General features: G+C 51.9%; 19 protein-coding genes and 1 riboswitch. Of the genes, 9 read left to right on the top strand and 10 right to left on the bottom strand.

Annotation, left to right across the window (positions count from 1 at the left end; translation table 11 throughout):
• Positions 1-203 precede the first annotated feature (203 nt).
• The 3 genes from NSQ73_RS02375 to NSQ73_RS02365 all read right to left on the bottom strand — a co-directional run bounded on the left by NSQ73_RS02375 (position 204) and on the right by NSQ73_RS02365 (position 1,750).
• Positions 204-551, bottom strand: a complete 348-nt coding sequence (locus tag NSQ73_RS02375; RefSeq protein WP_171717927.1) for a general stress protein — start codon at positions 549-551, stop codon at positions 204-206.
• Between the two features lie 91 nt (positions 552-642).
• On the bottom strand, positions 643-1,179 hold the full coding sequence (locus tag NSQ73_RS02370) for a hypothetical protein (RefSeq protein ID WP_052422113.1): 537 nt from the start codon (positions 1,177-1,179) through the stop codon (positions 643-645).
• Positions 1,180-1,243: 64 nt separating this feature from the next.
• Positions 1,244-1,750, bottom strand: coding sequence for a DUF948 domain-containing protein (locus NSQ73_RS02365; RefSeq protein WP_039309267.1), 507 nt, complete (start codon positions 1,748-1,750; stop codon positions 1,244-1,246).
• A gap of 186 nt (positions 1,751-1,936) precedes the next feature.
• On the opposite strand from NSQ73_RS02365, the gene NSQ73_RS02360 reads away from it, so the two are divergent.
• Both NSQ73_RS02360 and NSQ73_RS02355 read left to right on the top strand, forming a co-directional pair.
• Positions 1,937-2,104, top strand: a complete 168-nt coding sequence (locus NSQ73_RS02360) for a DUF1328 domain-containing protein (RefSeq protein ID WP_171717925.1) — start codon at positions 1,937-1,939, stop codon at positions 2,102-2,104.
• A gap of 317 nt (positions 2,105-2,421) precedes the next feature.
• The gene (locus tag NSQ73_RS02355) at positions 2,422-2,820 is read left to right on the top strand and encodes a hypothetical protein (RefSeq protein WP_039309272.1); all 399 of its coding nucleotides are present in this window, start codon (positions 2,422-2,424) and stop codon (positions 2,818-2,820) included.
• 248 nt (positions 2,821-3,068) lie between these two features.
• Here the strand turns inward: NSQ73_RS02355 and NSQ73_RS02350 are convergent, their stop codons facing one another.
• Both NSQ73_RS02350 and NSQ73_RS02345 read right to left on the bottom strand, forming a co-directional pair.
• Entirely contained in the window at positions 3,069-4,160 is a 1,092-nt protein-coding gene (locus tag NSQ73_RS02350) for a C40 family peptidase (protein WP_340985282.1), read from the bottom strand.
• A 211-nt stretch (positions 4,161-4,371) separates the two neighbouring features.
• Positions 4,372-5,241: a cation diffusion facilitator family transporter gene (locus tag NSQ73_RS02345; RefSeq protein ID WP_042140017.1), complete on the bottom strand. Its 870-nt coding sequence runs from the start codon at positions 5,239-5,241 to the stop codon at positions 4,372-4,374.
• Positions 5,242-5,379: 138 nt separating this feature from the next.
• Here NSQ73_RS02345 and NSQ73_RS02340 point away from each other — a divergent pair, with 138 nt between their 5' ends.
• Positions 5,380-5,565, top strand: coding sequence for a hypothetical protein (locus NSQ73_RS02340; protein WP_039309279.1), 186 nt, complete (start codon positions 5,380-5,382; stop codon positions 5,563-5,565).
• Positions 5,566-5,674: 109 nt separating this feature from the next.
• On the opposite strand, the gene NSQ73_RS02335 is transcribed toward NSQ73_RS02340, so the two are convergent.
• Together NSQ73_RS02335 and NSQ73_RS02330 are read right to left on the bottom strand one after the other, a co-directional pair.
• On the bottom strand, positions 5,675-7,300 hold the full coding sequence (locus NSQ73_RS02335; protein WP_039309280.1) for an ABC-F family ATP-binding cassette domain-containing protein: 1,626 nt from the start codon (positions 7,298-7,300) through the stop codon (positions 5,675-5,677).
• 266 nt (positions 7,301-7,566) lie between these two features.
• Complete coding sequence (locus NSQ73_RS02330; RefSeq protein WP_340942148.1) at positions 7,567-8,565, bottom strand: MBL fold metallo-hydrolase; 999 nt, start codon at positions 8,563-8,565, stop codon at positions 7,567-7,569.
• Between the two features lie 449 nt (positions 8,566-9,014).
• Here NSQ73_RS02330 and NSQ73_RS02325 point away from each other — a divergent pair, with 449 nt between their 5' ends.
• The 4 genes from NSQ73_RS02325 to NSQ73_RS02310 all read left to right on the top strand — a co-directional run bounded on the left by NSQ73_RS02325 (position 9,015) and on the right by NSQ73_RS02310 (position 14,048).
• Positions 9,015-10,148, top strand: a complete 1,134-nt coding sequence (locus NSQ73_RS02325) for a virulence factor (RefSeq protein ID WP_042140019.1) — start codon at positions 9,015-9,017, stop codon at positions 10,146-10,148.
• A gap of 97 nt (positions 10,149-10,245) precedes the next feature.
• A riboswitch (Lysine riboswitch) is annotated at positions 10,246-10,462 on the top strand.
• A 154-nt stretch (positions 10,463-10,616) separates the two neighbouring features.
• Entirely contained in the window at positions 10,617-12,113 is a 1,497-nt protein-coding gene (locus NSQ73_RS02320; RefSeq protein ID WP_445669478.1) for an amino acid permease, read from the top strand.
• A 682-nt stretch (positions 12,114-12,795) separates the two neighbouring features.
• A complete protein-coding gene (locus tag NSQ73_RS02315; RefSeq protein WP_340985281.1) occupies positions 12,796-13,110 on the top strand; it encodes a helix-turn-helix domain-containing protein in 315 nt (104 codons plus the stop codon).
• A gap of 5 nt (positions 13,111-13,115) precedes the next feature.
• Positions 13,116-14,048, top strand: coding sequence for an IS3 family transposase (locus NSQ73_RS02310; RefSeq protein WP_340985280.1), 933 nt, complete (start codon positions 13,116-13,118; stop codon positions 14,046-14,048).
• A gap of 537 nt (positions 14,049-14,585) precedes the next feature.
• On the opposite strand, the gene NSQ73_RS02305 is transcribed toward NSQ73_RS02310, so the two are convergent.
• Complete coding sequence (locus NSQ73_RS02305; RefSeq protein ID WP_340985279.1) at positions 14,586-15,236, bottom strand: nitroreductase family protein; 651 nt, start codon at positions 15,234-15,236, stop codon at positions 14,586-14,588.
• 121 nt (positions 15,237-15,357) lie between these two features.
• Here NSQ73_RS02305 and NSQ73_RS02300 point away from each other — a divergent pair, with 121 nt between their 5' ends.
• The gene (locus NSQ73_RS02300) at positions 15,358-15,726 is read left to right on the top strand and encodes a helix-turn-helix domain-containing protein (protein WP_340985278.1); all 369 of its coding nucleotides are present in this window, start codon (positions 15,358-15,360) and stop codon (positions 15,724-15,726) included.
• A gap of 155 nt (positions 15,727-15,881) precedes the next feature.
• Positions 15,882-16,199, top strand: coding sequence for a DUF3889 domain-containing protein (locus tag NSQ73_RS02295; RefSeq protein WP_076246998.1), 318 nt, complete (start codon positions 15,882-15,884; stop codon positions 16,197-16,199).
• Between the two features lie 27 nt (positions 16,200-16,226).
• Here the strand turns inward: NSQ73_RS02295 and NSQ73_RS02290 are convergent, their stop codons facing one another.
• Entirely contained in the window at positions 16,227-17,366 is a 1,140-nt protein-coding gene (locus NSQ73_RS02290; protein WP_340985277.1) for a transglutaminase domain-containing protein, read from the bottom strand.
• A gap of 430 nt (positions 17,367-17,796) precedes the next feature.
• On the bottom strand, positions 17,797-20,181 hold the full coding sequence (locus tag NSQ73_RS02285) for a glycoside hydrolase family 95 protein (protein WP_340985276.1): 2,385 nt from the start codon (positions 20,179-20,181) through the stop codon (positions 17,797-17,799).
• Positions 20,182-20,253: the final 72 nt, after the last annotated feature.

Here is a 20,253-nt window from a genome sequence, read left to right as displayed (position 1 = left end):
TCACACGAATAGTATTAGGACCGTAAAACCTGTAATTCTATCACTCTATCATACGATATTTGAACGGCCTGTTTCCATATATCAAGATATTGGAAGAGAATCAGGCCCTCGTCTTCAACAAAGTAACCTCCAGCCCCACTGCTTGTAGTGGGGCTGGAGGTTACGCTATTGGACTATAGAGGTCACAGAAAGCTGACCGGCAATTATTTCGGATTTCTTTTGGCGATAACGAGAACTTTGCCCAAATCGAGCTCCTTCTCATAAAATGCCGCTTCCGCGCTACTAAAGCCGAGCGAAGTAATCTTGAACCGGAGAGCATCGCCGCGTGAACGGAAAAGGTTAGCAATCGCACCAAATAATCCTTCTTCGCTGAGCCCGACTTCGTTCACGTCTGCAGCATCCACGATACGGCCTTCACGGTCTTCATCGTGACTGATCACGTAGAGGTCATCTCTTGTATAGCCGCTGCTACGCAGACGATTCACTTCTTCTATCGCCTGAACACCATTCTCCAGCAACTTGGCATATGCCTGAGTACCGATTGAATCCATGAAATCACTCTCCTTGTATTGTTTAAGAGGGCAACGCAGGTAAAAGATGACTGAGCATTCATTAACCTAAATTGCCGCCCTTGAAACAGCCTCAGAAAGAATTTCCGTCAAATAAATCAATACCCTCCCATTGTCCGGTGTTCATATTGCGGTAGACTTTGAGCGCTGCACTTCCTCTTATATATACATCGCCGTCCTCGGCTTCAAAATCCGGGGCCCCTAATGTCTCCTGCAGGCTGGAAGTTACCGGATTCAGCTCCTGACCGTTAAGATTCAGGCCGAATTGTTCTGCCTGGGAAGGTGAAGCATGTACATAGAGGACAACACCCTCACAAACACCAGCGGAGACGTCAGCATATTGATATTCCAGGCAATCTCCCCAAGGGTCCGGAGTAATCTCAGGCGGGATACCTTTGGTCTGCAGCAGCGCTTCTTCCGGCATATACAGGGTAACCCCCGCCAGAGACTCGAAACTGCTTATGTAGGGAACTGTATTGACACTATGCTCGAATGCGAGCCTTACCGGCGGTTGCACGGTTGCCGAAGAAGCGGCAGGGACAGTCTCAGCTTGCGGCGGAATGGTGATAAAGGGAGAAAGCAGACTAAGCAAAAGAATAACGATTTTCATATAAACTCCCGCCTCTCATAAGCTGTAATTGCCCTTGGCCTGAACCCTGCGCTACTTAACCTGATTAATGGCGGAACTTCTGCCAGATGGCGGCTGCAGCATCCACGCCCTTAAGCGCTGTTGCTATTTTACCCTTGGACTTGCTTTCGTTTACCGCTTCATAAGATTGAATAGTTCTTTCTTCAGACGGAGTAAGCGGAACTTCTGCAATGGATACGGATTTGGCCTTATCCTTCAGTTCACGTGATTTGCGGAATTTCTCAATGACGGTTACCGATACCTGCTTCACGGTCAGTGTCAGTTCATTCATTACATCACCGAGGTTCTTCACAGAATCGACAATAGGATCAATCTTCTGAATTTTGCCCTGAACATCGGCAGTGATATCGTTGGCATGTCTGACCGTTGTTTTCACTTCATAAGTAAGTTCATCAATGGTCTTTTGCACTTCCTGCAGAGTCTGACTGACCTTGTCGAGGGATTCCTTCGCTGATTTCAAGGTTTTAATTAAGAAGAATACGAGGACTGCGAATGCAACAGCAACTAGTGCTACGCTAAGTTCAATGATCATTTCCATAACCCCTTCCGAATGTCTTATAATGTCGTTTGCTCTGCCTGTTACTGCATAGTTACCCTTACGGAATTAGGCCGAAACAAATTGTCAAGCGCCTTAAAGACCATCCCCTTCTGTTTGTTTCAAAATGATAGGCACCGTTTAAACAATGACTACATCACCACACAGAAAGGATGACATCTCATGTTAAGATGGTCAGTAATTCTGCTGGTAGTTGCTCTGATTGCCGGTATCTTCGGTTTCTTCAATATCGTGGCAGCCGCTGTAGGTATTGCCAAAGTATTGTTCTACATCTTCCTTGTTCTCTTCGTTGTTTCGCTCTTTATGGGACGCAGAGGAAGGTCAATGTAGTCATTCATTCCGCTAACTGCAACCCAAGCATTGCTGTAGAGCCTGAGGCTTCCACGAGAAGCCCCGGGCTTATTTCTATTTATGCAACTTATTCCGCTTGATATATCCTATTCACCCTTCAGAAAGTATAGGCCTTTCCTCTCAGGTTGTCACTTGCCCTCTGAATCAGAAATACAAGGCCGCCCCGGCATAAAACAAAATTAAAATATTTCATCCCGATGTCTGGTTCATTACATACACTTTATGTTTACATGCTTATTAGCACAGCACGAACATGTTAAAGTACACTACTAAACCAAAATCAGGAGGAATCATCGATGAAAAAATTAGCCAGCTTAACAGTAGCAATGGGTCTTATGGCTTCCATAGCAGCAACCGCTTCTGCTGCTGAAGTAACAGGTACAACAACTACTACTACACCTACTTCTGATGCAGCAGTGTCTGTAACCGGAAGTACATACCTGGAGCCATTCGACACTGTAATCACTCCAGCAGACATCAAACTAGCGACTCCTCAGATTATCCTGACCAAGATCACTGCTTTCCACCTTTCCGTGGGCAGCATGGCGCCTATCGGCTGGCTGGGTGCGCAGACTGTCGATACAACAGGTGTAATCATGACCGACACTTGGGGCAATGAGTGGAGAGAAGTATATACTTGGCTGGGCAAAGCTTGGCTCAAGGTTCCTGCTTCCGCTTATGTAATTACTCCATAAATACTTAACGATAAGCGAAGTCATAACAGCTGATGTGCTACCTTTGCTATGATTTCGCAGTTGGTATACTCAAGAGGCCCATGGACGTTAGTCCTGACGGCCTTTTTGCTGTGTATAAGGAAAAGGGGTTATCCTTTCAGTAGAAGAATCTACTGAAAGGATAACCCCACAAAACATCCGCCCTAGTTAGTTCACCCGTCACAAACTTGTACTACTGCCGCTTCATGCTCTCTACATCTATTGTTATATTAGCGGATGACCGAGCCTCCATAAAGGAAACGGTTCATCCAAGAAGCGCTTAATTTGTCTACTCTTACGCCGCCGGAAGATACGGAATACGTCTGTAACAACTGCCCGTCTCCCAAATACATCGCTACATGCGTAATTCTTGCTGCAGACTTGTCGATCCCCGCATAGGCGGAAGCCGAGCTTCCCTTATAATCCATGAAGAACATCAAATCACCGCGTTTCAACCCAGCAATGTCCGTTACTACATTACTATTCTGCTTCACCCAGTCTCCCTGCTGCCGGGAGTCGGCAGGCAGCTTCAAATTCGCTGCATCCATGAAAATCTGGCGGATGAAATCCGAGCAGTCGAACGTGCTGGTATCATTCCGGCTGGACCCGTACTCATACGGTGTACCGAGGTAGCCCATGCCTGCGGCTATTACACTTTCAATCACAGCAGCCTGCGGCGGAGCCGTAGGTACTGGCGTAGGTGCAGGTGTCGGTATCGGTGTTGGCACCGGTGTCGGTATTGGTGTCGGAACAGGCGCCGGAGCAGGTGCCGCCGTTGCTTCAATATATTGATCCGCAGAGCTTGTATATCCGGTTGTACCGTTAGCTGCTCTTACTTTGTACCAATAGCTATTGGTCTCTTCCAGGATTGTTACCTGGTCATTCTTGTATAGGTAACCCAGCACTTTACCGCTTGTGGAAGGTGTCTCCCGAAGACGGACTGTGGACTGGATGACTGCTGTTTGTACTGCAGGTGTAGCCACCGGAGCCGTAATCACACTGATGTATTGGTCTCCCGTACTGGTATAACCGATCTCGCCGTCTGCAGTTCTGACTTTGTACCAATAGCTGTTCGTCGCTTCCAGAATTGTTACCTGATCTCCCTTACTGAGGTACTTCAATACCTTACCGCTGGTAGATGGAGTCGTGCGCAGCCGCACCGAGGATTGAATTATACCTGTCTGTACCGCCGACGCAGCCAAAGATGAATTGGCAGAAGCCGATGCGGCGAAGAACTGCTGAGGACTTAACACTCCCAAGGATAGTGCAAGTGTTGCCGAGACCAATAACGATGCTGTCAGTTTCTTATGTGATACGATCATAGCGTTCCCCCGCTTAGCGTATTGAGAATTCAACAACGGCGCGCGCTACGTTTGTTGCTTTCTGCCCTCATTATAGGCTTGCCCGGGATTTGGAACATGCTCCAAATTTCACAAAAAACCTTTCCATCTTATGGTAACACCCAGGTCTATAGTCACGATTTCTCCTTGGATTTGGTGGAAATTACAGCTAACTAGGAGAAATTAAGGAATGTTAATCTTTGGGTTCAACGTGAACCTGCACATTCATGATGTTATGCAGCTTACTCATCCGCTCTTCGATGGAGTCACTGATGGCATGGCCCTCCATTACCGTCATCTGTGCATTCACTTGTACCACTACATCAACCAGCACATGATTGCCATGAACCCGGGCTTTCAAATCCTTGATGCCCTCCACTCCCGGTGTCCGGGCAATGGTGCTGCGCAGATCAAGCAGTTTATCTTCGTCAAAGCCGTCAGTCAGCCGGTAAGTGGAGTCACGGAATATATCCCAGGCCGTCTTGGAGATCAGGAGTCCTACCGCAACAGCAGCAGCGGAATCGATCCAGGGAAGGCCGAACTGTGCTCCAACAATACCTATTGCAGCTCCGATACTAACCATGGCATCCGAGAAATTATCCTTGGCTGCAGCCATCAGCGCATTGTTGTTAATCTGCTTCGCCAAACGCTTGTTATATATATATACCCCCATCATGGCTACGGCACACACCAGGGCAACTCCCGCCGACCAGAGCTGCGGCGTTGCCTTCGCCCCTTCAAACAAGGATCGCACCGCTTCCACAATAACCTGAATGCCGACCATTGCCATGATAAAAGAAGCCATCAGCGCAGCGACCGTCTCGGCCCGGAAATGCCCGTAGGTATGATCTGAATCCGGCGGCTTCCGCGAGATGCGCAGACCAATCAGCACGGCCAGTGAAGCCACAATATCGGTCAGATTGTTAAAGCCGTCTGCCAGGAGAGCGCTGGAAGCGAACAAGTAGCCGCAGACCAGCTTGAAAGCTGACAAAACCAGATAAGCGACAATACTGACCAGCGCGCCTTTTTCTCCTTTGCGTATATCTTCATAAATATCGGACATCCCAGCTACCCCCTGTCAATCTCCATCCTTGTCACATAAATACAGGAAAACTTTCTTTGAGTTATTCTTGCCCTTGTGGCAGCATTTAAAAACAATTAGAATAAGGAAAAGGACTTGCTGCCTAAGGGGGTTAACATAATGAGCGAGAACAATGATAAACCAAAAATTAATTTGGCCGAGGCGATCCGCCAGAAGCTTGAACAGAAGAAACAGCATGCTTCGGGTAAACCGGGTTCAACTTTTCAAGCCGGTTCCGCGAAGCCGCTGAAAAGCCAGAACAATAAGAAGCCAAACAATCAGCGCCGTCGTACAGGCGGATCCTAGGCTTCTTACACTCTTATATGTGAACATAAACGGCTGCGTTATCCCTTCCGGGACGACGCAGCCGTTTTCGTATGAACTCATTACCGTTCATCCTACCTATATCTAGTTCTTAAGCCTCTACAGGGTACATCCGTGCACGCATTTCCTTAATTTCCGGATTCTCCAGATATTCATCATAGCTCATCGAGCGGTCGATGACACCAGCCGGTGTAATTTCAATAATGCGGTTGGCGATTGTCTGGATGAACTGATGGTCATGGGAAGTGAACAGGATGGTGCCGTCAAAGTCAATCAGGCCGTTATTGAGCGCTGTGATCGATTCCAGATCCAAGTGGTTGGTTGGCTCATCGAACACGAGCACATTCGCCCCGTTCAGCATCATCTTGGCCAGCATGCAGCGGACCTTCTCGCCCCCGGACAGTACGCTCGCCTTCTTCAGTGCTTCTTCACCGGCAAACAGCATCCGGCCCAGGAATCCGCGCAGGAAAGTTTCATCCTGATCCTTGGAATACTGGCGCAGCCATTCTACCAGGTTCATATTCACACCGTCGAAATAACTCGAGTTGTCCTTAGGGAAATAAGCCTGGGTTGTTGTAACGCCCCAAGTATATTCACCGGCATCCGCTTCCTTCTCGCCCATAAGGACATCGAACAGCAGTGATTTCGGCTGGGAGTATGGACCCACAAAGGCAATCTTATCGCCCTTGTTCACGACAAAGCTGACTTCATCCAGCAGCTGCTCACCGTCAACCGACTTGCTCAGTCCGCTGACCGTAAGCAGCTGTTTGCCGGCTTCACGTTCAGGCTTGAAGTTCAGGAACGGATATTTACGGTTGGAGGGACGGATATCGTCCAGTGTAATTTTCTCCAGCTGCTTCTTACGGGAAGTAGCCTGTTTCGATTTGGAAGCATTAGCCGAGAAGCGCTGGATAAAGGCTTGCAGCTCCTTCATCTTGTCTTCCTTCTTCTTGTTCGAGTCGCGCTGCAGGGCTTGGGCCAATTGGCTGGACTCGTACCAGAAGTCGTAGTTGCCGACGTACATCTGGATTTTGCCGAAATCGATATCCGCAATATGCGTGCAGACCTTGTTCAGGAAGTGACGGTCATGGGATACCACGATAACGGTGCCTTCGTAGTCCATGAGGAAGTTCTCCAGCCAGCCGATGGATTCAAGATCCAAATGGTTGGTAGGCTCATCGAGCAGCAGGTTGTTCGGACGTCCGAACAGGGCTTGCGCCAGGAGTACCCGGACCTTTTCGTTGCCGCTGAGTTCGGCCATTTTCTTGTCATGCATTTCGCGCATAATACCAAGTCCGATCAGCATTGCAGCAGCATCCGGCTCTGCATCCCAGCCGTTCAGTTCAGCGAATTCGCCTTCCAGCTCACCGGCGCGAAGGCCGTCAGCTTCCGTGAAGTCGCTCTTGGCATACAGGGAATCCTTCTCCTTCATGATCTCATAAAGGCGGGTATGGCCCATAATTACCGTTTCCAGTACCAGGAATTCGTCATACTCGAAATGGTTCTGTTTCAGTATAGCCAAACGTTCACCGGGTGTAATATGCACATCGCCGATGTTGGCTTCGATCTCTCCGGACAGGATCTTTAGAAAGGTCGATTTGCCGGCGCCGTTCGCGCCGATCAGACCATAGCAGTTGCCGGGTGTGAATTTTATGTTTACGTCCTCAAATAGTGCGCGTTTTCCGTAGCGGAGTGTTACGCCGCTTGTGCTAATCATTAAGCATTACCATCCTTTTCACTTAGGGTTCCGGCTCATTATAGCATAAAATCAAGGCAAATGGCCCGTAATTGTAGCCCTTTAAGGGGCATCTTTGCCCTTTTCCGGGCAAATATCTTATCAAGTGGAAACAACTTTGCCGTCCTTTTAAGGAAGGCACCGTTTCAGCGAGAAATAGAAGGATAAGTTATCGTGTGAAACATATAATTTCTTATATTTTTAAGTAGAAGGGTTATGCGGGACTTCTCCCGGTCAGCCGCCGGCAGTTATTGTCCGGGCGGGCGCTCTTCGGGATGCACCACCAGTGTCTCCCCATAACCTAATGTACGGATACGTTCCTCACTGATCCCTTGTGCCACACGCGCCAGCTCCATCCGGTCCAGTGCTTCGCGCGCGGTATCATCAGCCAGCCGGAACGTCCCGAAATGCATCGGAATCATGAGCTCTGCCCCTACATCCAGGAACGCCTGCACAGCCTCCTCGGGATTCACATGCTGGGAGTTCATGAACCACTCCGGCTCATAGGCCCCGATTGGCATCAGTGCGACATGCAGCTTAAAGCGGCTGCCGATCTCCTTGAAGCCCGGGAAGAAGCCGCTGTCTCCGGCAAAATACAGATTCGGCGGAAGCTTGCGCTGCCCCTTGCCCTCTTCGCCCTCCGGATGCTTCTGCGGGTCCGCCGGCTGAAGCACATAACCGCCCCAGTGCGAGGAATTCGTATCAAACGGTGTCCGCCGGGTCCAGTGCTGGGTCGGGACAAAGGTCAGCTTGACGGCACCGAGCGTAAGCTCCTGCCACCACTGCATCTCCAGGCAGTCCGTGAACCCTTTACGTAGCATTTTGCGCTTCAGTCCTTCCGGGACCACAAGGGTCGTCGTCCCTGCCCGGTACAATTTGCGGATGGAAGCGATGTGCAGATGATCATAATGGGAATGGGAAATCAGGATAAGGTCTATCGGCGGAATATCGCCGAGGGGGATCCCCGGCTGCCCGATCCGCTTCTCAAACCCCAGTCTGCGCGCCCAGATCGGGTCCGTAATGATATTAAGCCCTTCATATTGCAGAAAAAAAGTGGAGTGCCCGATCCACGTAATCGTTGTTTCCAGCCGGTTTCCGGCCAGATAACTGAGCTGCGGCGGATGATTCGGCACCTTATAGGTATAATCCTTCTTCTTCCGGCGGCGTTCCTCGCGCCATTGGCGGAATTCCTTAAGCGTTTTATCGGTACTTACATTATCGATGTTGTTATAGCGTATTTTAGCCATGGTTGAAACCACTCCTTATAACCGCTCTGCCGGATCTCTCTGGTGCGGCAAATCAGATACTCTAACTATAGGGTTCCGCAAAGCCATTTGCAAAATCACAGAGGTGTGCAGGTGCGTACAAGAGTGTGCCGATGTGTAATGCCACTCCTTACAAATGTTACCCATTTGGCCCAAACGGAAACGTCAGTGTGAAATAGAGGATTAACAAATCTACCGCTGACAGCGGTTATGAATCAGGAAATCCGGAGACAACAGCGGCCGGAAGTCCAAATGTACACCGCAGTAACGAGTGGGCTGGAAGTTATTAACTTATGTATCTCTTATCTGTCCTAATATTTTAAATTTTAGCGGGTTCAGACCTCTGCCCTTTTGTGTTCCACCGCTGAAATGATGTAAAATGCGGGTAAAGCGCACGGTGCTTATGCCACTTATCAAAGAGGAGCTGACGTATGAAGATTACCTTTATTGAACCGACTCCGAGTCCAAATACGATGAAGCTTCACCTGGACGAAAGTCTGGAACCCGGCATCCGCCGGACCTACACGCCGGAAAGCCGGCGCTCTGCCCCTTCCTGGGCGCAGGATATGCTGGAAATTCCGGGCGTCACCAGTATCTATCACGCTGCCGATTTCGCGGCCCTGGAACGCAAGGGCAGTGCCGATTGGGCAGCTATTCTCCGCGAGGTCCAGAACCGCTTCGGCGCGGACGGCCTCGCCGCCGATTTCAGCCTGGAGGATGAGAACGCCGGCGCCCATTTCGGGGAAGCCCAGGTGTTCGTGCAGATGTTCCGCGCGATCCCGATTCAGATCCGCGTCAAAACCGGCGCGAAGGAGGAGCGCATCGCCTTGTCGAGCCGCTTCACGCAAGCGGTGACCGATGTGGCCAGCGCCGTGCTGATCAAGGAGCGTAAGCTCACCGATTACGGCGTACGTTACGGCGAGCCGCCGGACATTGCGCGCGAGGTCGAGCAGGAGCTGGAGGCGGCGTATCCGCAGGAACGCCTCGACTCCCTCGTGCAGCAGGCGATCGCGCACGGGGCTGCCGGCGAGTTCGTCGAGCAGCGGCACAAGAAAGAGCAGGCCGAGCTGCTGCGGGACCTGCATGATGAGGACTGGCGCGTGCGCTACGCCGCGCTGGAGGATCTGGCGCCGAGCGAGCAGCTCCTGCCGGAGCTGCGCACGGCGCTGCACGACCCCAAGCTGCACATCCGCAGATTGGCGGTCGTGTACCTTGGCGACATCCGCACGCCAGGGGCGATGGAGCTGCTCTATGAGGCGATGCAGGACAGCGCCCCCGCCGTCCGGCGCACCGCCGGCGACACGCTGTCCGACATCGGCGACCCGGCAGCGACGCCGGTGATGACGGCGTCGCTGCGTGACGCCAGCAAGCTGGTGCGCTGGCGGGCGGCACGCTTCCTGTATGAGGTCGGCACGGCCGAAGCCCAGGAAGCCCTGAGCATTGCGGCCGAGGATCCTGAATTCGAGGTCGGGCTGCAGGCCAAGATGGCGCTGGAGCGGATTCTGTCCGGCGAAGAGGCCGCGGGCACCGTCTGGCAGCAGATGTCGGAGCGCCGGCGGACCTGACGTCAACCTGCCGTATTTTGTCATTGCCTGTGAGGCGAAGTTGCATTATACTGATTCCTGTTGTTCATATCGTTACAAGATAGCCTCATCATACCTAGGATGAGGTAGAGGTCGCGGATATAAAGAGTACGCGCGTGGAGATGCCTAAGAGCCATCTATGATACGTGCCGAAAGGAATATCCGCCGAAATCCGGGCTGCTGCTCTTAGTTTAGCAGCCCGGATTGGGGCCGTCAGCCGAAAGGCGCGGAACTGTCACCGTGTACATGCCTGCCAGGAAACTGCGGGAATTGCACCGTGTTGCGCTATCTTAACAGGGAGTATGATGCGGAGCCTATAATCAGGAAACCGCAGCGTCCGTCTGCGGTTTTTTTGTGTGCATAACGCTAAGCAGAAGACACAGGGCCAAGCAGGCTGCAGCAACTCCCCGCTGTGAACCGAACCAACAACTTAAAGGGAGTGTCCTATTCATGCAAGCGAAGCAAGAGAAGCAAGAGAAGCAGCCGGCTGCACAGGCAGGTAACGCCAGTACTCCGGGCCTGCGCAAAACATTCAAAGCAAGACATCTGACCATGATCGCCCTGGGCGGTTCCATCGGAACCGGGCTGTTCCTGGCCAGCGGCGGTGCGATCGCCTCCTCCGGTCCGGGCGGAGCACTGCTTGCCTATACCGCAGTCGGCATCATGGTCTATTTCCTGATGACCAGCCTCGGTGAGCTGGCTACCTATTTGCCGGATTCCGGTTCTTTCAGCACGTACGGAACGCGGTTTGTCAGCCCCGCCTTCGGCTTCGCCATCGGCTGGAACTTCTGGTACAACTGGGCGGTAACGATAGCAGCGGAACTGTCGGCTGCTACCGTCATTATTAAATACTGGTTCCCGGACAGCCCCTCCATGCTCTGGAGCCTGTTGTTCCTGCTGATCATGTTCGGCCTGAACTTCCTCTCCTCGCGCGGTTACGGCGAATCGGAATATTGGTTTGCCATCATTAAAATCATCACCGTCATTGTCTTCCTCGTTGTCGGCGTCCTTATGATCTTCGGTATTATGGGCGGTAAGGCGGTGGGGCTCAGCAACTTCCAGCTGGGAGGCAGCTCGTTCCACGGCGGCTTCTTCGCCTTCGTCGGCGTTTTCATGGCCGCCGGATTCTCCTTCCAGGGGACGGAGCTGGTCGGGGTCGCTGCGGGCGAGAGTGAGAATCCCCGCAAGAATGTACCGGTAGCCATCCGCCAGGTCTTCTGGCGCATCCTGATCTTCTATATCTTCGCCATTCTCGTAATCGGTCTGCTCATTCCTTATACCAATCCCGATCTGCTCCGCGGCGGGATCGATGATATCGGTGTCAGCCCGTTCACGATCGTCTTTAACAAAGCCGGACTGGCAATTGCCGCTTCCGTAATGAACGCCGTCATCCTCAGCTCCGTGCTGTCTGCCGGTAATTCCGGGATGTATGCCTCTACACGTGTCCTGTACGCCATGGCGAAGGACGGCATGGCTCCGCGTGCCCTCGGCAAGCTGAACCGCAGAGGCGTGCCTGTAGGCGCGCTGCTCGTGACCACAGCTGTCGGCATGCTGGCCTTCCTCGCCTCCTTCTTCGGAGACGGCGCAGTTTACAACTGGCTGCTGAATGCCTCCGGGATGTGCGGCTTCATCAACTGGCTAGGGATTGCCGTCTGTCATTACCGCTTCCGCCGCGCCTTCGTCAAGCAGGGGCATTCGCTGGATGAACTGCCTTACCGGGCGAAATGGTTTCCGTTTGGTCCGCTGTTTGCCTTCGCCCTCTGTATGGTGGCCGTATTCGGCCAGAACATGGGCGCCTTCACCGGTTCCAAAATCGACTGGTACGGCATTCTGGTCTCTTATGTTAGCGTACCTCTGTTCCTTCTGATCTGGCTGGGCTACGGCTGGTTCCGCAAGAGCAGCATTGTCCCGCTGGACAAATGTGATCTGAGCACTCACGCAGAGTAACTCTTAACAGGTCAATATTCAAGCGCCTAGCCTTATATATAACAAGTGGAAACGGCTACGCCGTCCTTTAAAGGATGGCGTAGCCGTTTCAGCGAGAAATAGAAGGTTAAGTGGATCATGTGAAACATATAATTTCTTATATTTGAACAAAATTACCCTTACGGGTGAAGCAAGCTGAGGGCTTGTACGACCTGTCTCGCATTTGGGAAATTCAAGGGCACTAATGCTCCTCATTTGCTCCTTTAGCTCACATTCGGGGAATTTAAGGGCACTAATGCTCTTCATCCCTCCTTTGGCCAACGTGCGACGGATTCAGAGGGATTTATCCCTTTAATTTCACCATACCGCCGACCGTCGGCGGAATTAGTGGGATTTATCCCTTTAGTTTCTCCATACCGCTGACCGTCGGCGGAATTAGAGGGATTTATCCCTTTAGTTTCACCATACCGCCGACTTTCGGCGGAATTAGAGGGATTTATCCCTTTGGTTTCCCCATACAGCCCACTTTCGGCGAAATTAGTGGGATTTATCCCTTTGATTTCTCCATACCGCCAACGTACGGCGGAATTAGAGGGATTTATCCATACCGCCGACTTTCAGCGGAATTCTCCACAGCCCCCTAATGAAGTTGGAGTCCTCCCCCATAAAAATGTAGACTGAATACAGGAGGAGGATGAACACAATGGGAAACTTAACAGGAACAAGAGAGAAGGCAGCGCAAGAGGTGTTGTCTGGCATTAAGGCAGCGGTGGTTGCCCGAAAATATGGGGTGACCCCAGCGACGGTGAATCAGTGGGTGAGAGATTACCGAGAGGCCCATGGGGAACAAGATCATCCGTATCCCCAGGAGCAGGTGGAGGAACTGAAGCGCCTCCTGGAAGTGGAGCAGAAATACGAGAAGGCCGTCAAGATACTCGGCGAAAAGGAGTTAGAGATTGAGATTCTGCGTGAACTGCTAAAAAAGCCAACCCCTGCTTATCCGAAAAAATCGAGGTAGCCGACATGTTCATTAAGCAGGGGAATACAGCAGCTTTGGTACTGCGTCTCATGGGGCTAGCAGAGTCCACGTACTACGACCGTAAGAAACGCAGGTCACTGTCCCCAAAGGCCGTTCAAGGGGGGCGTGGAAGACCCCAGCCAGGCTACTCCTTTAACGAGTCTGGGGAAAAGATTAGTGACGAGGAGATCCAGGAATGGCTGCTGGAATTAATCGCTGGAGAAGAGCACGTGTACGGGTACAAACTCCTGGCCAAGTGCTTGTGGAACCAGCACCGGTTGAAGCTCAATCACAAGAAAAGCTACCGGCTGTGTCAGGCGCTGGATATCCTGCAGCCCCAGCGTCAGAAGCGCTTTAAGCATCCCCGGAAGCTGCCGGAGAACCGAGTCATTACAGGAGCGGGCCAGCTCTGGCAGATGGACATTAAATACGGGTATGTGGAGGGACGTGACCGGCATTTCTTTGTCCTGAGCATTATCGATGTGTTTACCCGCGTCATCGTCGGCTACCACCGGGGATCGTCGTGTGAGGCCAAGCACGCCTGCCAGACGCTGGCGCGCGCCATGGAGCATCACTGCGCCCCTGACAGCGCACGCCCTGTGATCCGCACCGACAACGGCCCACAGTTCGTCAGCCACCTGTTTGGCGACATGTGTGAAAGCTGGGAAATGACCCATGAACGTATTCCGCCTCGAACGCCGGATTTAAATGCTTTTATTGAATCATTCCACAGTAATATCGATCGGGATTTGTTCCGCAAAGAGGCATTCGAAACGTTCGAAGAGGCCTATGAAGCGGTGGACCGGTACATGGACTTTTACAACAATCGCAGAATGCATACGAGCCTTCGTAACCTGCCGCCAGCTACCTTTGCAGAGTGGGTGCTGACCCTAGAAGACCGCTCCCGCTTCTTCTGGCCGAGAGAAAAAGCGAAATAAAGAGCATATCTACAACAAGTACTGATTTTATACGGAGGACTCCGGGATAAGGGGGTCGCACCGAATTAGTGGGATTTATCCCTTTGATTTCTCCATACCGCCCACTTTCGGCGAAATTAGTGGGATTTATCCCTTTAGTTCCCCCATACCGCCCACTTTCAGCGGAATTAGTGGGATTTATCCCTTTAGTTTCCCCATACCGCCCACTTTCAGCGGAATTAGTGGGATTTATCCCTTTGATTTTTCCATACCGCCGACTTTCAGCGGAATTAGAGGGATTTATCCCTTTAATTTCACCGTAGCGCCGACTTTCAGCGGAATTAGAGGGATTTATCCCTTTAGTTTCACCATACCGCCAACCGTCGGCGGAATTAGTGGGATTTATCCCTCTGATTTCACCATACCGCCGACTTTCGGCGGATTCAGTACAAAGACCGGTTTCGGCCACATTATCGTGGCCTGAACCGGTCTTTTTTTCGTCAGTAGATTAAGTTAAGTATTCTTTTGTACTGAAGAACGTCCCCTTGGAGCTGTTGATTATGCCCAGGTTGTGATTGTCTCAACCGGCAGGCGGTAGGAAGGGTAGCCTTCTTTGGCTGCTTTCCCTATCGAGATCAGCATGACCGGCTGGAACCGGTCTTTGTCCAGACCAAAAGCTTCCGCGATCTTGTCCTTCTCATAACCGGCCATCGGGTTGGTGTCATATCCATGGGCCCGGGCAACAAGCATCAGCTGCATCGAAATAAGCGCCGAGTCAATCAGATTCACATCACGCAGCTCGGATGCAGATATCCCCGCATAATAAGGCTTCACTTGTTGCAGCTGCATATTCATGACGTCGCGCGGCATGTAACCAAGTTCCACGGATTTGCCGAAAATTTCCTCCATATATTCAATATTATTCGCATCGTAAAATACCGCAATAACTGCCGAGGAAGTCAGGGCTTGCGTCTGGTTGAAGGAGGCCAGCGGTGCAAGCTTTTCTTTGCCTTCCGCGCTGTCAATAACAAGGAAACGCCATGGCTGCATGTTAATGGCAGACGGGGCACGGGAGGCTTCCGCCAGAATCTCGCTCATTTCCTCCCGGCTGATTTTTACTTCAGGATCATAGGCCTTCACGGAACGGCGCTCCAGGACGATCTCATTGAAATCGTTGGTTGTATGGTATTTCCCGGTGATTGTACTCATGTAAATTTCTCTCCTTTATCTATAGGTTTTCTTGTGCTGAAATGTCACTTATCATCACTACAAGAATTCTAAACTATGAAGTATACTTTATAGCAAGAGGGAAAAACGGGGTGATTTAAACATGAAGATTAGTGAAGTCGCAAAAATTGTTGATCTGCCTATATCAACCATCCGGTACTATGAGAAAATGGGCATTATCACGGATGAATATATCCTCAGGGAAGAGAACAATTACCGGAATTATGATGCAGAGATCATTCACCATTTGGGTGTTGTTAAGAATTGTCTGGCTGTCGGTTTTTCAATTAATGATATAAAATCCATGATCTCTAAAAATGGAATCTCCAAAGAAGAACAAACACGAATCATCAAAGCTAAAATAGCAGATATTGAAGCTGCCCAAAAAAACCTTGAGGATTCCAAGCAATCTCTTTATGACCTTCTTGAGCTGGATATAACATGCGAGGACGGGTTCGGAAAGTATTCTTGAGCGCTTCCGGCGTTTCTCCGGAATTACAACAAACAGGGATGTCCCGCAGCCTATCGGCGCGGCAGACATCCCTGTTTGTTTGCTGTTATGATGTAATTTTTTATTTTGGGGGCAAGCTAATACATATTCACAATCTACAATCTAAGGAGACTGCCATGAAAAAAATTTGGATCACCGCTCTGCTGGCGCTTATCTTCACCCTTAACAGCCCGGTGAGTTCAGCCGCTCCTGAGTATGCCAAATGGGGTGTCGTAGCCGTGAAAGCTGCGCAGCAGAAATACAATGCCGAGGTTATCGATTATAAGCATGTAGGCCGAACTCAAATAAAGCCAACGCTTGCGGAGGAGAAATTCAAGCTGTGGATCCGGAGCAAAGCCGGCCGGGAATTTGGCATATTCGTCATGGTCCGCTTCGACCCGTCGAACGATCAGCTGCAAACCATTCTTTTCTCGGAGACGGATCAATGGCGATAAAGCTATACTGTATCCCTTTCAATACTCTTATTTCCAGGTCACATACACCTTAAGATCCCCTGTATTGTCAAAAGGTGAACTGTTGAATGCCAGATTATTCAGCCCTATCTCATAGAGGACCTGCAGGTCCTGCCTCAGCAGCTTCTCACTGCCCCGGTAACGGAACAGCAGTGAGAATTGGCCTGAATCCGCCGCCTGCTGCGCAAGCTTCTTCAAGTCTGCCGCCGAAGCGATCACTTGATCCTCCTCATACAGCCTGTAATCCAGAACCTCCTGCAGCTTCTTGTATCCGTCTGTCCCCTGTCCGCCCCGGCTGACCAGCTGTGACAGTGTCTGGGCATAACCGGTTGAAGCAGCCGGATACGTCTTGGTCCAGCTGTGGTCACGGCGCATCTGGGCATCCGTTCTCATGTAATATACGGTACTGATTCCACCCTCCGGACTAGGCTCCGGATCATCCCAGGTCGTATCGAGATGATACCATAGTCCGTCCAGCTGCACGAGATTCCAGGCATGCGACTGGGCAACGCCCCCCTCGGGCCTCGCAGTACCCTCCACAATTCTATTCGGTATACCCGCTCCCAGCAGCAGCTTATAGGTCAGCAGGGAATACCCCTGACATACCGCACTGCCCGTCTGAAGTCCCTCATACGCCGTATATTTACGGTATGAATTATCATATTGCAAATGCAGCACCACCCAGTCGTGGATGACTTTGACCTTCTGATGGCTGCTCATCCCCGGTGTAATTAATTCCTGCAGAACTGTCTTCACCTGCTTGTTAACATATGCTGTCTGCTGCAGCGTCTCCCGGTACTCCACCTGAACCGTCACGTTGGCAGAGCGTGTGCTCCCCCGGTAAGAAAACGCATAGCTGTCAATAATATAATAGAGATACGGATCGCTCCCCATCGCCTGATCGATTGCCGTCTGCACCTGGCTCTTCAGCTTATTTGTCTTGCCCTGATAAGTGAAGGTAATTGTCTCTCTGCGGTTGCTCATCGCCCCGGTCAGCTTCTGCGCCATCTCATTGACAGAACGCAGCACCACAGAATCAGCAGCAGCATAGGCATGCTCATACCCCCAGTATGTTGCGGGCGGGATAGCAGCAAAAACCAGCATGCCGCAAATCACGGTCTTCATCAGCGATATACGTCTCTTCCCCATAGCCTTCAAGTGCCTCCTGCAATCTATATAATGGATGATTAGCCGTTTACTCTATAGTAAATGCCGGAAATCCCCTGTATACAACTCCAACCCTAGAAACCTTTGAACCTGAACCTGAGATACCTGTTATATTCATTATTATCGGCCCGGCACACCCGGCGCATAAGTATCCACCCCATAAATATTATCAGGACAAGCACTGGTGGGCGGATGGGTGATGGGCAGGCGGTGGAGTGCTGGGACAGGCGGAGTGCTTGGGCAGGCGGTGGAGTGCTTGGGCAGGCAGAATGCTCAGGAGGTATGCGGGCGCGCGAAAATAGATCATTAAAAAAGCCGCTGCATCCCGGTCCATCTCCGGGAAGCAGCGGCTTCGGCTGCGCTTATCTATGATACACTTAAGCGTTCACGTTCACAGCTTACAGTTCACAGCCTACAGCGTCACAAGATAAGTCACACCGGCTTTAACCTCAATCGCAGGTTCTACCACCTGCGTGCTGCCGTCAGGAAGCTGCAGCTTCAGCTCCTGCGCATAGCTTAGACGCAGCAGTCCATCATACTTCGCTGTGATCCGGGCGGATACCAGCAGTCCATCCTGCCAGTCCATGTCAACCACATAGCCGCCGCGTGCCTTCAGGCCGCTAATCCGGCCGTTCTTCCAGGCTCGGGGCAGCGCCGGAAGCAGCGTAAGCTCACCCAGATGACTCTGCAGCAGCATTTCCGCAATACCCGCGGCAGCGCCGAAATTACCGTCAATCTGAAACGGCGGATGCGCGTCGAACAGATTCGGATAGACCGAACGGGTTAACAGCGTACGGACAAAACCATAAGCCGAATCACCGTCCTCCAGCCGGGCATACAGATTAATCAGCCAGGCGCAGCTCCAGCCGGTATGCCCGCCGCCGGAAGCGATCCGCTTCTGAAGCGATAAACGGCTCGCCTCCAGCAGCTCCGGTGTGTCCCGTTTGTTGATCCGGTTGCCCGGATAAAGGCTGTACAAGTGCGAGACATGACGGTGTCCAGGCTCGGATTCAGTGAAGTCATATATCCACTCCTGCAGCCGCCCGTCCTCAGCAATCTTGAGCGGTGACAGACGGGAGAGCGTCTTCTCCAATTCAGCCTGGAACTCCGGGTCCACGCCGAGAATCCGTGCAGCCTGCAGGCAGTGCTGCATCAACTCATTGATCAGGCTCATATCCATGGCCGAGCCCATGGATATGCTGCTGGCTCTGCCATCTTCTGTTACAAACCGGTTCTCCGGTGAAGTAGACGGGCTGGTTACCAGCTGGCCGTCCGGCCCCTCCACCAGCCAGTCCAGGCAGAAGAGCGCCGCTCCCTTCATTAACGGATAAGCCGTCTCTTCGAGATAAACGGCATCCGGCGTGAATTCGTAATGCTCCCACAAATGCCGGGACAACCAGACGCCGCCCATCGGCCAGAACGCCCAGCTGGCATCTCCGCCGGAAGGGTTAGACGCCTTCCACAGATCGACATTGTGATGAGCTACCCAGCCGCCGCGTGCCCCGTAATGAATTGCAGCCGTTCTGGCCCCGGTCTCACTGAGCTCCTTGATCAGCTCAATTAACGGCTCATGAAATTCACTGAGATTACAGACCTCTGCCAGCCAGTAATTCATCTGCGTATTAATATTGGTTGTATAATTGCTGTTCCATGGCGGCTGTACATGATTATTCCAGATGCCCTGCAGATTGGCGGCCTGTGTTCCGGCACGCGAGCTGCCCATCAGCAGATAACGGCCATATTGGAACAGCAGCGCCTCCAGCGCCGGGTCCTCCTGACCGTTCTTATAGGCAGCCAGACGTTCATCGGTCGGCAGGTTGTCCGCTTCATGACCGCCCAGATCCAGATCCATGCGGCGGAATACCGCCTGATGATCTTCTGTATGCCGTCTCCGCAGCTCCTCATAGGACTTGCCGGCAGCTGCGGTCAGCCTGCTTGCACACAAATCCGCAGGGCTGACAATAACTGCGGAATCCTGAGCCGCCCCGGATTTCTTATGGCTTGCTCTGGACCGCACCTCTTCATAGTCCGTGCCGGCCGCAAGCAGCAGAAGTACACGATCAGCGCCGGATATGACAAGCTTGCCATCCGAATGATGGATGCTTCCTCCCCCGGTTACCTGTACCTGCAGGTGCAGCTCGAAGGCAATCCCGAGACCCTCCTCATAGCGAACGGCCACGGGGTGATCCTGATGATAGTTGTCAGCAATGTGCGACGGACAGCGGCCATGGAGCACCAGTTGTTGCTCAGTTTCAGAACTGACCGTATGCTTCAGCTGGCTGCTGAGAGCAAGCTCCAGATGAAGTCCGCCCGGCACCGCACTTGTAACGTGAACGACACCCACCTTGTCAGGAGCACTGATAAATACTTCACGGGTAAAAGCCCTCTGCTCATTCTGATAAGTAACTCTGGCAATCCCGCTGTCCAGATCAAGCTCCCGTTCATACGCCGTGCAGTTCTCTACGCCAGCCTGCTCCAGCAACAGGTCACCCAGCGGCATATACGCCTGTGCATTTACCCCAAGCATATGCGCGTTGACCACATCCTCGGCTTCACCATATTTGCCGGAGGATACCAGCTCCCGTACCTTCTTCAGATACCGCAGGGCTTCATAGTTGTTCGTGTCCCGCGGAAATCCGGACCACAGGGTATCTTCATTCAGCTGAATCTGCTCTTTGGCGGTACCGCCAAACACCATAGCGCCCATATACCCGTTACCAAGCGGCAGTGCTTCTTCCCAGACTGCCGCCGGCTGGCCGTACTTTAATTTCCACGGGTGATGCCTGTTGTTATCCATTCTCTTCTCGCCCTCCGTAATAATATCTGAGTACGGCAAAAGGCCCTGACCTAAGTCGGGCCTTCGCTGTAT

Source organism: Paenibacillus sp. FSL R10-2736 (assembly GCF_038000245.1).
GTDB classification, from domain to species: Bacteria; Bacillota; Bacilli; order Paenibacillales; family Paenibacillaceae; genus Paenibacillus_AQ; species Paenibacillus_AQ phytohabitans.
Note: the sequence above shows the minus strand (reverse complement) of the source record. Positions and strands in the feature narration are given on the sequence as shown.